This window comes from Anisomitus miae (SeqCode) (genome assembly GCF_054906395.1).
Window position 1 is genome coordinate 79,752 of sequence record NZ_JBRACL010000007.1, and the last position, 14,940, is coordinate 94,691.

A 14,940-nucleotide genomic window follows, 5' to 3' on the forward strand; every position below is an offset into this window, starting at 1 on the left:
AATTATAGTATTTACTGTAAAAATGGATTTTATTAAAAAAATAAAATGAAGAAACGAAAAACGTTTCTTCATTTTCAGAAATTAATATCTTAATCCGAGCTGACTAACATAATTTTTAAATTCAGGCTCGTTCACCATCTCACTAGCAATTTGTATCCTTACATCAGCTAAAGATTCAAACTGCAATCTGTATTCATCATATTTTATTCCCCAGTATTTTTTACCGTCTTCATCAGCATCTCTTCCAACGATTATTTGATACATCATATCTATAAATTCCTCTTTGCTTAGGAATCTATTAACGAATTCATCTTGTTTCATTACGTCGAATATGAATTGAGTTACACTTATTTCTTTATTTTCTAATTTTTGAACCCAGAATTTCCATCCTTCAACTTCAGGATCTCTTCCAAGGGAAGCAGTGTATATTCTAGAAACAAATTCTGCAACATTTCCTGTTGGAGGAGCTACTTGTTCTCTAGTTTTGAAAGCATCGATTTTATATTTTGTTATCAATCCATTTTGATTCCTAAAGCTAATCTCTAAATCTTTGTACTCTGTACTGGATTTAAGATCTTGTAATTTCAAAGTTAACTTCGGAGTATCCCAAGTGAACTTAAGTGTAGTATCGCTTAGAGTAACTGAAGTGATTGGAGAACTAGGATCAGAGTATAACTCAAATACAATTTCCGCAGAATTAGAAGTTGTAGTAATCGTAGTCCCTTTAACGTCAACAGCTGAAACTTGAGGCGTAATTATTTTTGCGTATTTAGAAATAGTTTGTTCTTTGTTATCTCTATCTTTCCATATGAAATCAACTCTATACACAACTTCCGTATTTGGTGTAAGGTTTGTGAATTTAAGCAAGCTGTTCTCTAATTTTAATTCAACACTTGAATTGCCATCAGGTTTTTTGAATTCGGTCCTCAAGAAGAATCCATTTATATCATCAACGAATACTGGAATTTCTGCTTTCCTTGGCTCGAGAGTAGTTGCTTCAAATAATGTTACATTGAATATACTATTTCCAGTTAGCTCAGGACCTGTTGTATTATCTAAACTTGAGTCAGGGAACTGAGTTATCGTTGTGCTGCTTCCTGAGCCGATAGCCAAATTGGTTATTACGTTTATTCCATTTAGACTTTGTCTTGTAACCAAAACTCTTCCATCTATATCTGTATAACTGAGCTCAAGAGTTACAAATCCATAATCTCTCTTTTCTGATAAATCGTACAAAGTAACTACGAAGTAATCCTTAGTCTTTCCTTCAACTTTTTCAATTTTATGTTTTTCATTTCCGTTAAGACCATTAACCGTTAAGTTACCTATGGTCACATCTAACTTTTCAACTTCAACAACATATCTAAGAGAAGTTTTGTCATTCTTAACCGCCGGCATCTTTATAGTATTAGGGAGTTCAACATCAAGTTTTGGTATAGATACAGAAACTTCAGAGCTACTTGAGCTACTTCCCAATTGTCCATTAGTTGTACTAACAAATGTCTTGTTCGGATCTAGTTCTATGAACAATTTCGGTTCTGAGAAAGCAAGAGTCCTAAGTGAAATAGAATGACTTGGTATACAGGTTATAGTATTGCCACTACTATTAAATGAAGCTAAATTAAGAGTCTTTGTTATACCCGAACTATCTGGCATAGCTGTAATATGAAGTTTTCTAAATGTGTATGGTGTGCTTCTTTGAAGTCCTGTTACTTGAATATTCGCTCCTTGCCTTGAGTCCTTTTCATTTATCGGCATTAAGGATACTGGATATTTATCAGCTCGTTCATCTTCCATTTCTATTTTGGTTATTGTAGAATCTAGATCATAAATTTTAATCGTGTTGAATTTGATTGTAGTTCCACCAATTCTCAGAGCAACATTGGAAGCTGACATAGAAACCATTTCATTATAATCCAAACATACTCCAGTATTAATAGCGTTGAAATCCAAACTCGAAGTTGTGCTTGCACATGATGTGATAATAGCAGTAGCTATTATACTCGCTACAGATAAACTTAAATCTGAAGTAACCGACAATGTCTCAAAGTAAGGCACCTTCTTACCAGTCTTAAAAGAAGTCATATTAAATCCATCAAGATAATGAGCCGTAGTAACTACTGAAGCCTCTGGAAAGAATAAAACTTCTTTGTTCAATCCTATAAATTCATAATTAGTATTAGTTTTAAGACCTTTATCATATGAATTTGCCCTTATATTAAAAGTAACTGCGACAGCTTCAGCATTTAGATTTGCACCTCTAGCAGTTGCGCTTAAATTATTAATTAAAGAATCTTCATTTATTATGTCCCTAATATAATCTACGCTAGTGTCAAATATAACAGTAGAAACAAAGTTAATAGAAATTTGTTTTGGTGATACTACGTCAGTTTCTCTAAAACCAAATTGAAGTGCAGGTGCTGTGGCTGTCGTAGATGCTGCATTAGCATCGAATACACTTCTAAGTCCCAAAGCTAACTGTGCCCTCTCTGTAATTTTAGGAACTCCTGATGCGGTCTTAACTCCATTTATATCATCGATCTTCTCATTAGCAGCTTTTATAAGTAACTCTCTAATTGTATTTCCAGCTGTTGTAGTGTTGTAACTTACAGTTTGTAAGTCAGAATCATATCCTCCAAATCCACTGGCAACAGTATAAGTAGCTTTAGCATCTAAAATTCCACCTGTTAATATGAAAGATGCCCTAGCTGTACCTTGGAACAGATGCCTTTGATGTGCACCAGTTTGTTTAGGTCGGAGTTTAGTACTCACTCCTCCAACTGTTTTTCCAAACTGTGAAATAGTTCCAGAAGCTTTAGTCACAGTTGTTGGGATTCTAGTATCAGTATTTCTAGAAAAAGCAACAGATCTTGCATGTGCAAATACTTCAATTGTATTGCCATAATCATCTATTTCAGTATCAACTTGATAACCATCATCAATGTCTACATTGAATGATCCGTCATCTCTTAACTCAGGCATCGAAGCCGGATACTGATCATTAACTATTACCTCATCTTCAGCTTTCCCTGGTTGTGTTACTGGTATTGATACTTGTCCATCTCCTGCTGACGGATCATCTCCTTGAATTCCTTCCATGTCATCTTCTAATTCTTCCCAATCTTCAGTTGTTTTTTCATCATCATCTCCACTCTCAGAACCTTGTTCGTCACCTTCACCTTCTTCTGTTCCCAAGTCTTCTTTCTTATCTACAGATGATTCTTCTTGTTCGGTTTTATCTTCGTCCTCTTCTCCTGGTAAATCTTCTTCTCTTGGAGGGTCTTCTTCACTATCTCCAGTTACTCCTTCCCCCAATTCAGGTATGACAGCTACCTCATATGAGACATCACCTTCGGGAGTACCTTCTGAATCATGTTCATCTTTCACTGTTTCTTCATCTTTATCCTCTTCTGATTCGTCTTTCTTATTTGTACCTTCCTCATGACTTGAATCACCATGTTCTTCTTCACTTGAAGGATTCCCCTCTACTCCACTTACACTATTATCGACTTCACTTCCACTAGATACACCATCTTGTGCATTTTGGATACCATCTTCTCGTCCTTCATCACTAGGTGAATTCTCCTCTGCTTTATTTTCGCCTGACCCACTTCCTGAATCAGATGCATCATTTTGTTTATTCGAATCTTCTTTTTCATGTCCATCTTGTGGATTATCTTCAGTTCCTGCCATATCACTATCCGATGATTGTTGATCATCAGTATCTTGTGCACTTCCCTCTTCCAACTCTTCACCTTCTTCTACCCTCGAAGGTTCACTAGTATCTCCAGTTTCCTTTTCCTCACCAGTTGAACCATCTTCTTCTCCTGGTAGATCTTCCTCTCTTGGAGGATCTTCTTCTGATGCTAAACTAATTTCATCGTTTTGTTGTAAATCTTCATCGATTTCTTCTGATGTAACAACTTCATCTTCAATACCTTTCGAAACTTTTACATTTTCTTCATTGTAATTGTTGTTGTCTAGCATAAATCTTTCTATTTCCTTAAAATATTACTTTCATAATTATCTTTATATATTTGATTTTCAATTATTCCCTTTTTTGTGAATCTTATTTCAAAAAAAAAACGATTTTACGAAAAAGCTAAAAGTAATAAATTAAAATCCCTCTAAGCTTAACAAGATATTCCATATGGTCATTTATTAAAAATGTAAATTCATTATATAATTAATTGGGAGGAGGATTTTGTCTATGAAGAAATTTCTATCTACTACATTTGCGTTTTCACTTTTTCTCTTAACCGCATGTAGTACACAACAAAATACAATTGAAACTTCAAAAAATAATGATACAACACAATCTACAAATCAAACAACTGAACCAATCACTCAGGAGCAAGAAGTCAAAGAGGTTAAATTCGAATGGCAACGTTCCTCTTTACAGGATGAGGACATAAGTGAAAGTGCAATAAGAAATTTGTTCAATGAGATTGATGGAACAGACATTTATTCAGCCGTAATAATCAGAAATGATAAAATCGTAGATGAATATTTCAAAAATGGATATTCTAATGAATCAATCTTCAACCTTCACTCCGTATCAAAGAGTATAACGGGTACTATCGTCGGTATAGCAATCGATAAAGGTTATATTGAAAGTGTAGACACACCGATTTCAGAATATTTCGATACGATAAAATCAAATGGCAGTGACTATCAAAAAGAAATTACGATTCGTCATTTACTAACAAATACTTCAGGCATCGATTATGATGACGATACAATGTGGTACACTTGGAGAGTTTCAGACAATTGGACTAATTATATATTAAATCGACCTGTAACCTCAAAACCTGGTACTACCTTTAGATATTCAACAGGTAACACACATTTGTTGTCTTACATCGTACAAAAAGCAACAGGAAAAACACTTTATGAATTTGGTAAAGAACATTTGTTTGATCCGCTAGGTATAGAAAGTGTAAAATGCGATGAGGATGGACAAGGTATTACAGATGGTGGTAACGGTTTCCAAATGAACGTTTATGATATGGCAAAAATCGGAAGATTATATCTAAACAACGGTAAATGGGGCGATGAACAAATCGTTTCCAGCAAATGGATTGAAGATTCAACAAGTGTTCAATATACTCGTTCAAACGGAAGTGCTAATTACGGATATCAATGGTGGGTAAGAACGTTCTGGAATAACAATTACAATGCATATTTCGCACAAGGACATTATGGTCAATATATTTTTGTCGTACCTGATTTGTCATTGATAGTTGCCATCACGAGCTATCATGATGGGTCAAGCAGTAAGTATTGGCAATACATGAATACAATAGTTAATGCTTGCAATTAAAATAAATATAACAAAAGAAACGGTGCAACTCTCTCTAGAGTTACACCGTAATTTATATAAATGCTTGTCTATTATATCGCATACCCATATTATTCTCAATTCTAAATTTATCTTAATATTGCAATCCTAAGCTTGATACTAACTCTCTAAACTCAGATTGTCCCATCATCTCTCTAGCAATTTTTATTCTCAATGCCTCGATTGACGTAACACCAGTTCTGTATTCTTCATATTTTCCTTCCCAATATTTTTGTCCATCCTCATCAGGCTCTCTGTTTACTATAAGAGAATACATTGTTGTTACGAAAGATTTCTTGCTCAATTCTCTATCAACAAATTCGCTTTGAGTCATTAAGTTCTCAGCTATAAATTCTGTTGCTGTAATTTCCTTACTTTGTAATTTCTGAATCCAATAGTTCCATCCTTCAACTTCAGGATTTCTTCCTAGAGCTATTTTATAAACTCTTTCTACGAAATCAGCAACTTTTCCAGTAGGTTTGATTTCAGCTTCCTCAGTAGTAAATGTTGTTATGCTGTGCTTAACTGTCTTTCCATTATCCAAAGTAAACGTAGCAGTTAAATCGCTATACTCTGTCTTCTCTGATAAGCCTTCTAGGGTTAATGTTTTTGATGATTCTGTCCAAGTAGATTTTATTTCTTTTTCTTGACTATCTTTTACTACAACTGTTCTTACTTTTACTTTAGGATCTGTATAGAACTCAAAGACAATATCAGCTGTTGTTTCTGATGCAGTTATTCTTGATGATTTTATATCTAGATCTCCTACTCTAGGTGTACTTATTTTTACATATTTTGAAATTGTCTCTTCTCTATCATCTGAGTTTTTGTAAATGAAGTCTACCTTACATACTGTATTTGACTCAGGGTTCAAATCAGTAAACTTAAGTGTATTATCTTCATATACAACTTTAGCACTAGTATTATCTTTTGGTGCTGTAAAGTCTATTCTAACAAATCTACCTTGAATATCATCAATGAATATAGGCACGTCTATGCTTCTTGGATTTTCAGAAGTAACGCTCTCATTTAACACAACGTTAAATAGGTTTGTTCCTGTTAACGCAGTACTCTCTGTTTTATTATCAGTTACTCCTGTACCATCTTTGTTTATATCTCCTAGAGCTTGTCGTCCAACTTGTTGATTTCCTTCAGGATCTCTATAATCTACTTCAAGTATTAAAAATCCATAATCAGTGTTTTTTGTTAATTTAGAAAGAGTTACTACATAATAATTTATTTTTGCTTTTTCGTCTACGATTTTTTCTACTTTACTTTCTTCTCCTGCTCTTAATCCATTAATTTTAACATCTCCGATGAATCCTTCTGGATTGTCCACCTTCAATATATACCTTAAAGCAGTGCTATCATTTTTTACAGCTTCAATTTCTAATCCACTAGGAAGTTTTACTTTTTGGTCATGAACAGCTCCTAATGTTAATTGAGGATTAGAAAATGCTGTAGTCTTAATTGATAAATTGTTTATAGCCAAAGTTCCATTATCAAAATTTGCAAAGTATAAAGTCTTAGTTTCTGTTTCTGTAGAAACCCTTGATGTTATATCAATTCTCGTAAATATATATGGTGTATCTCTTTTTAAGTTATTTACTTCTAAATAAGAACCTTTAGTTGAATCGCTAGAATCAACAGCAGTTAAAGTTGCCGGATATCTTATTCCTCTATCGTCTTCAAGCTCTACTTTAGTTATAGTTTTATCAGTATCATTGAAAACTATAGATTTAAATCTTAGGCTCGTACCAGTTGAAGTAACTTGAGTTCCATCTATTAATTTTTTCATGTCTATATAAGTGTTGCCAGTGATTTGGTTTGTATATAAATCTGTTTTCTGAGTACCTTGAGTCGATGATGACTCTCCTTCATAGATAACTGATCCAGATGAATCACTTGCTCCAATCTTTGATGGGATTTTGCCTGTTGTGAAGTTTGGTACTGTAAATCCTGTTACTTGGTCTTTTGTTGAATCTACTGGAGTTACTTCAAAGTTCGCATCCCCCTCTGTTCCTACAAAGATATATTCTGTGTTAGTTTTTAATTCCTTAATTCCATCCGGAGTTTCAACTTTAACTAACATTTTAATTACAATGTCAGCTGCGTTTGCACTTCTTGCTGTTCTCGCATTTCTTGTTGATTGTGCACTTGTTGAATCTATATCGATTATGTGTCTAACATAATCTGCTGATGTTGATTTAGCTGGGAACATATTTTGAGCTTTAAAGTCTATAATCTTCACTTCATTATTTCCGGATTTAAAAATCATCTTTAACTTACTATCACTTGGAGCAAATATGGTCGCTAATGCTGCTTGTAATTTTTCTCTTTCGGTTGTTGTTGGTGTTCCTGCGTAACTTGCGTTAGCATCCTTTCTTGTTTCTTCATAAGCGTTTTGAAGAAGTGTACTTAATGCATCAGAACCGCTAGTTGCTTTTAATACATCTCCTGATAATTTAAAGCTTATCTCAGCTGTACCTTGAGGTTTTCCTCCTGTTATTTCCGAACCACCTTTTACATTTACAACGGTAATTTGACCCGCTAGCTTCGTTTTATCAACTTGTGCTTTTCCAATTGCTTGACCATCAATATCCTGTGTATCTGTTGATTCTCCAGAATCTGCTGTTCTGCTATTTCTAGAACCATAACTTGATGAATCATCAGTATTACTAGAATTATTGTAATTGCTCATGCCATTTGAGGTATTATTATCATTTGCTCCACCATTATTTTCAAATAATTGTGGTGTTGAAGTTGTGCTGTTTCCTGAAGATGCATTTGATGAGTTTTGTGTCGAAGATGAGTTTGAAGAACCATAGGAGTTGTCTGAAGGGGAATTGGATAAAGAATCATTTGAATTACCTACAGAAGTCCCAGAATTATCTGAAGACATTCCTGTTGTATCATTAGTTGATGAACCGCTTCTTTCTTGCATTGAATTTGTGTTTTCACCATATGATGAAGAACCATAATTCGTGGAAGCATTACTTCCATTGTAATTTTGTGAATCTGAATTTTCGTTTGTATAATAATCATCAATCACATTAGAAAATCCACTAATCTGATCAGATGAATTATCAAAATTTTGAGTTCCATTGTATGAATTTTTAGAATCTCGTGTTAAGTTGTATGAATTATCACTTTCTGATGTTTGGTCATATGAGTTTCCATATGAATTGCTATTCTCTGATGCATTACTAGGCACTTGTCCATTTGATAAATCTGACTGATAATTTTGAATATCAGTTCCATTTCCATTATAGGAACTTCCATTAAATGAATTAGCGTCAGCAACATTACCACTATTTAAACCACTGTCTGTTAAATTTGTATTGTTGTCATAATTTTGTGTATTATTAAACTGATTTTCTAAATCAGGTGTAGTCAATCCATTTCTCAAACTATTTTGATCATAACTATCAATCGCATTATTTGGATACTCTACAGGCATGTCGCCATTATATTGAGTAACTTGTCTCTCTGACGCTTGCCTGAAAATAGGATCTTCTTGAGCAGTCCTTAATCCATTATCTGAAGAAGTATTTCCTTTATTCGAAGATGCACATCCCATAAAAATACTTGAGGTAATCACTAATCCAGTTAATAGAAGAGATATCTTTTTTCTATTCATAACCTTCTTAAACCTCCAAAATAATAATTAAAATAGCAATTGTAAAAATATAATCCTAAAAAATCAAACTTTTTATGCAGTATTTTATTAAATACTGATAAGTTTATTATTAACTTTTTAAATTTTTATATTCATTTTTTTTAATAAAAAAATAGCCACTCGAAAGTGACTATACAAGTTTACTAAACATATTCATTTAGCTTTTCTATAAACTGCTCAAGATCACATCCACCTGGAACACTAACACGTTCCATTGTAAGGTAATGATCATAAAATCTTCCAGATTCTGTAGACAACGCCCATTCATATCCCACATCTTGAGCAACCCTTATTACCTCAGAGTTAAAAGATGAATTTGGATAAACCAAAAACAAAACCTTCTTGTTCAAAGTTTCTTCCAATATCTTTTTACTCAAATACATAGACTTATGAACTTGGGCAATTGATGAATCTATAAAATCTTCATTGTTATGACCTTGACTTTGAATATCTTGACCTGCGTTATGCATTTCTATAAGATTCTCTCTCGTTACAAATCCAATATCATTTAATTGTCTTGTAGTAACGAAAAAACTCGCCTTCAATCCTCTTTCCTCGAGCTCAGGAAAAACTATATCATAGGAACTTTTATCTCCATCATCAAAGGTTAAAACAATTGTGTTTTGAGGAATTTTCTCGCCACTTTGTCTTAAATCATAAAGTTCCTGAAGAGTAACTACGTTATAATCATTATCCACCAAATAATCTAACTGCTTCCTAAAATCATCGATGTGCACATATAAATCATCTTTGGCACTTATGGATTTTTTACTCGTTACATTATGATACAAAAGTATCAAAGCATCATTTTCCTCTTTTCGTCTTAACCTATCCTCATCAACTATCGCCGGCTTAATTTCATCATATATCTTCTTCGCATCATAATAAGGTCTTGTACTGTAACCAAATATAAATATTGAAAAAAGAGACAAAAACAAAATCAGACCAAATCTTTTTCCTTTATTCAATTAATCACGCCCTCTTATAATGATAATATCAAATATACCAAATAGGTTATTATAGTTAAAAACCCTAAAACTAAATAAATAAATTTATTTTTGAAATTTAACTTTTTTAAAATTAATACAGTTAAAATAAATATTGTGGATATCACTCCGAAGCTTAACAACAACCTTGTTTGCATTTGATCAGTTCGATACATAGACTTTCCTACATATAAAACATCCACTATCGACACTATCAAAAGATTAAACATATTGCTCCCTATTATGTTCCCAACTGCCAAGTCGAATTTCATCTTTCTAGCCAATGCAATAATAGAGGTAACTTCAGGAAGGGATGTTGCTATTCCTAAAAATAAAGCTCCACTCAAACTCGAAGCCAAATCCAATTTAATAGAAATCATATCAGTAACATAAGTTATAAAGATACTCGATACAACAAGCCCTATACTCACCAAAACGAACCTAATACTTATCTGTCTTAAAGACAGTTTACAATTATCTTTTTCATCTGGGCTACTATCTTCATTTCCATCCCCAGCCATAAACTTTAAAGAAATTATGTAAAATACGATTATTATCAAGGAAACTACACTGAAGTTTAGTATGCTTATATCGTTTTTGAAATAAACAGGAAAAAATAAAATTAAGCTTGATATTAAAACAAATATTAGAGTCAAATTGTGATTTAAACTAATCTTTGATTTAACAAAACCGTCAATAAATGCAACAATTACAATCGCCATGACTGCTAAATTAAATATATTACTTCCCAATATATTCCCTAACACAAGTTCTGAATTTCCCAAAATAAGTGCAGCAGAAACGCTAGTAAAAAATTCTGGAAGAGATGTAATTGCTGCGAGGATTACTCCCCCAATGAATGCTCCTGAAATATTTGTCTTCTTATCTATTAACTCCACATAGTTTGCTGCTTTCACAGAAAATCCTATAACCAATAAGGCTAATACCAAATAAACTAAGTATATCAAGATTATTCCCTCCGAGAATATTTTTTGCACTGAGTTCAATCTTCCTAATTATAACTGTTTACATCTTTTTGTTCAATAGGTATGTAAATATACAGTAATTCCGTACGATTAATATAATAATGGTGACTACAGGGATGTAAAATTTGTATCAAGGAGGATGTTACCAATGTTCATCAATAAGAACTCAGGCATTGATAGAGCTATGAGTATTTTCAAATCTAGAAAAATATTAAAACAAGATAAAAATAAAAAAAATCCTCATTATAAAAATTACAAATTAGATATTACAATTGATGATGTTACCGAATCTCAATATATAGCTAAAAATTTCCAGATTGGAGTAACATATGTACAAATAGCAAAGTCTACTCTAAGCGAAGTTAAAGAAGTACTCTCTGAACTCATGGAAATTTTTAAAAAATCCAAAAATGAATCAAATACTTCATTCGGTCGAGAATCACTAAACTTCAAATTTGAAGAACTATGTAAAAAATTTAATTCAAAAGCTAATAAACTTAACGTAGACATACGACAAAATTTGTTTTATAATGGTAACAACGAATTGGTTTTTAAAATTTTCGATTCGTGTTCGTTGGATGACTGTATATTAATTCCAAGACTTAGTACAAATAAACTTAATCTTAGTAATATAAATATCAGAAATAGTATTAATTCTGAGTTTGCTTTTGAGAAGATGAATGAAGTCTTAGACTATATCAATTCTTCTGAAAAGGCAATAAAGTTTTCTGAAGATAAGCTATTGAAGGTTAATCTCACTGACATAATGTCAGAAAATTTGTTAGCGTTGAGTACTAATCAAGACAACGATTCTATCAGCAAATTACTTAAGTTAACTAAAAACGGCATAATTAAAGACAATCATGAAAATTACATCAAACACATTAAAAAGAACAATATCGATGATCTTCTAAAGTAGCAGGAAGGTATCTTAAACTTATATTTAAGATACCTTCTTTGTTTTTTGATATTTTCAGTTTAAAATGGACAGAACCTGATTAGGAGCTTGGTTTGCCTGAACAATCATTGACTGAGATGCCTGCTGCAAAATATTTAATTTTGTTAAGTTCATCATTTCTTTCGCCATGTCCACATCTCGTATCCTCGATTCAGATGCTTGTAAATTCTCTGCTGTATTATCTGTTGATGATATTGCATGCTCAAGTCTGTTCTGTACTGATCCAAGCTCACCCCTCTGTGTAGATATCTTCGAAATAGCAATATCTATACGCTCAAGTGCTTCCTGCGAATCCTCAAATGTTGAAACCTCCATGCCCCCAAGTCCAAGATTCCTAACCCTCATATTATTTATACTAAAACCTATAGTTTGATCTTTATTTGCACCAACATGAAGATGTATTCCATCCTTCTTATTATTTAAAACATTTGAAAAAGACACTTTACCTTTAGTTCCATCGGCATCATCTTTAAATGATCTTAAGCTAATATTTATATTCACATCTCCCAAGATTATGGGTTCTTTATTTTTTGTAAAGTCTACATCTTTTATAGTTACACTATCTAAGACATAAGGTTTATATCCATTAAAATAAGACTTGTCTATTAAATCTATCGTCACATTTTTAGAATTTGAATTCTTATTTTCACTTACCTTATAATGAATTTCAAAATCTCCTTCTCCCATTTTGGGAAATTTCACTAAGTCAGTTATAGGAATTGCAAGCGATAATTTTTTATCAGGATCTTTATTATTATTAATGCCTGACAGTGAATCAACTGAAGTAGGGGCTATGAAATCTTCTCCTGATAAACTTCCATTTAAAACCTTGTTGCCATTAAATTCGGTATTAACTGCAATTTTATCTATTTCCGACTTTAATTGTTCGAACTCCTGATTTATCAATTCCCTATCTTCATCTGCATATGTTCCGTTTGAGCATTGAATCGCAATTTCTCTCATTCTCTGAGTTATTGCATGAGTTTCGGATAATGCACCTTCTGCCGTTTGAATCATAGAAATCCCATCTTGTGAATTTCTCGAAGCTTGTGTGAGTCCTAATATCTGAGATCTCATCTTCTCAGAGATTGCAAGTCTAGCCGCATCATCCGATGCTCTAACTATTCTAAGTCCTGAACTTAATTTTTCCATCAATTTATTCTGAGCTATTGTTTTAGAACTCATATTTCTATGTGCATTCATCGCATTTAAATTGTGATTAATTATCATATCCTCATAAACCCCCTGGATATAAAAAAACAAACTAATTAGAATTTTATAAATTAGTTTGCTTAATTGGATTCTAGCTTAAAATAGCCAACACTTGTTGAGGTGCTTGGTTTGCTTGAGCAAGCATTGATTGCGATGCTTGTTGCATAATATTCAATTTTGTGAGTTCCATCATTTCCTTCGCCATATCAACATCCCTTATTCTGGATTCTGATGCCTGTAAATTCTCTACTGTATTGTCTATAGAAGATATTGCATGTTCCAATCTATTTTGCACTGAACCTAGGGTTCCCCGTTGAGTAGAAACTCTCGACATAGCCACATCAACACGCTCAATTGCATTTTGTGCATCTTCAACAGTCTTAATTTCAATACCACCAAATCCTAATTCTCTGCTTCTCATATTCTCCAAGCTCAATCCTATTGTTTGATTTCTGTTTGCCCCAACTTGCAATTTTAATCCATCACCAATCTTATGTGCTAAATTCGTAAACTCAAAACTCCCATCATCACCTTGACTCAAATTGTCCAAATCATCAAGCTCTAAATACACACCTGCAATTATAAATGTTTCATTATCTTGTGGGGCATCCACAGTAAAACTATCCATTAAATATTCTTTTCCACCATTAAAATCAGACTTATCTATTAAATCTACCGTTACTGCATCCCCTACACCATCATGAGATATTTTAATTTCAAAAGTTCCTTCTCCCAATTTACGCAATTCGTCCGGATCCACACTTGCAAATATATCCGTTAAATTAGCGTTATTTGTATTACCAATATTAGTTTTTTGATGCCCAGTTATCTCAAACTCTTTACCTGAGAAATTTCCATTTATTTATCACTTTGCTACCATTGAACTCCGTATCAATTGCAATTCTATCTATTTCAGATTTCAATTCGTTAAATTCTTGATTTATTATTTCCCTATCTTCATCCATATATGTTCCATTTGCAGCCTGAATTGCAAGCTCTCTCATTCTTTGCCCTATTGCATGAGTCCTTGACAATGCCCCTTCTGCTGTTTGTATCATAGAAATCCCATATTGTGCGTTCCTTGAAGCCTGCGTAAGTCCCCTTATCTGTGATCTCATCTTCTCAGAAATTGAAAGACCTGCTGCATCATCTGATGCTCTGACTATCCTAAGCCCAGAACTCAACTTCTCCATCGATTTCCCCTGAGCCGTAGTAGCAGAATTCATATTTCTATGTGCATTCATCGCATTTAAATTATGGTTAATTATCATATCTAACAATTCCTCCCACAAAAAAACAAAAACAAACTAACTAAAATACTCACAATTAGTTTGTTTAAATAATTAATATTTATTCAATTTTATTTAATAAATTATTCAATAGTCCCCATTCAACGCAAATACCCCTCTGCTTCCTAATTATACATGTAGTCGTGGATTTAAAATTGTATTTTATATTTTTGATTTTGCTTTTCTCGCTCTTGATATGTTTGCTTGCTTGGTTTTATTATATCGATAGTGTTAGTGTTTTGATGCGTTTTGGATGCTTGTCCAATTTTATTTTTTTGTGCGTGCTTGCGTTTGTATTTTATATTCGCTTGTCCATCGCTTGTCCATAAAACCACCTTCATCTATCCTCTCTATCGCTTCCTCCGCATTCCCTACTCCTATCACATCTATCCCTCCTAGCCCTAACTCCCTGCTCCTCATGTTCCCCACACTCAATCCTATCATTTGCTCCCTATTCGCTCCTACTTGTAATCTTATACCTTCTTCTTC

7 protein-coding genes and 2 pseudogenes are annotated in these 14,940 nt (G+C 33.1%); 2 read left to right on the forward strand and 7 right to left on the reverse strand.

Features of this window, described 5'->3' with window-relative positions; all coding sequences use genetic code 11:
* Window positions 1-81 precede the first annotated feature (81 nt).
* Window positions 82-3,987, reverse strand: a complete 3,906-nt coding sequence (locus tag AALI31_RS05085) for a DUF4214 domain-containing protein (protein ID WP_489885454.1) — start codon at window positions 3,985-3,987, stop codon at window positions 82-84.
* A 223-nt stretch (window positions 3,988-4,210) separates the two neighbouring features.
* On the opposite strand from AALI31_RS05085, the gene AALI31_RS05090 reads away from it, so the two are divergent.
* On the forward strand, window positions 4,211-5,323 hold the full coding sequence (locus AALI31_RS05090; protein ID WP_489885455.1) for a serine hydrolase domain-containing protein: 1,113 nt from the start codon (window positions 4,211-4,213) through the stop codon (window positions 5,321-5,323).
* Window positions 5,324-5,435: 112 nt separating this feature from the next.
* Here AALI31_RS05090 and AALI31_RS05095 read toward each other — a convergent pair whose 3' ends face one another.
* The 3 genes from AALI31_RS05095 to AALI31_RS05105 form a co-directional block, all read right to left on the reverse strand.
* Window positions 5,436-8,981 carry a DUF4214 domain-containing protein gene (locus AALI31_RS05095; protein WP_489885456.1) on the reverse strand — a complete coding sequence of 1,182 codons (3,546 nt, stop codon included), beginning with the start codon at window positions 8,979-8,981 and terminating at the stop codon, window positions 5,436-5,438.
* A 182-nt stretch (window positions 8,982-9,163) separates the two neighbouring features.
* Complete coding sequence (locus tag AALI31_RS05100) at window positions 9,164-9,988, reverse strand: polysaccharide deacetylase family protein (protein WP_489885457.1); 825 nt, start codon at window positions 9,986-9,988, stop codon at window positions 9,164-9,166.
* A 14-nt stretch (window positions 9,989-10,002) separates the two neighbouring features.
* Window positions 10,003-10,974, reverse strand: coding sequence for a sodium:calcium antiporter (locus AALI31_RS05105; protein WP_489885458.1), 972 nt, complete (start codon window positions 10,972-10,974; stop codon window positions 10,003-10,005).
* Between the two features lie 166 nt (window positions 10,975-11,140).
* On the opposite strand from AALI31_RS05105, the gene AALI31_RS05110 reads away from it, so the two are divergent.
* The gene (locus AALI31_RS05110; RefSeq protein WP_489885459.1) at window positions 11,141-11,911 is read left to right on the forward strand and encodes a flagellin; all 771 of its coding nucleotides are present in this window, start codon (window positions 11,141-11,143) and stop codon (window positions 11,909-11,911) included.
* Between the two features lie 54 nt (window positions 11,912-11,965).
* On the opposite strand, the gene AALI31_RS05115 is transcribed toward AALI31_RS05110, so the two are convergent.
* From AALI31_RS05115 to AALI31_RS05125, 3 genes and pseudogenes are all read right to left on the reverse strand, one after another.
* Complete coding sequence (locus AALI31_RS05115) at window positions 11,966-13,180, reverse strand: flagellin N-terminal helical domain-containing protein (protein WP_489885460.1); 1,215 nt, start codon at window positions 13,178-13,180, stop codon at window positions 11,966-11,968.
* 73 nt (window positions 13,181-13,253) lie between these two features.
* Window positions 13,254-14,433 (reverse strand): annotated as a pseudogene (locus AALI31_RS05120) (flagellin N-terminal helical domain-containing protein).
* A gap of 285 nt (window positions 14,434-14,718) precedes the next feature.
* Window positions 14,719-14,940, reverse strand: a pseudogene (locus tag AALI31_RS05125) (hypothetical protein); the annotation flags it as partial.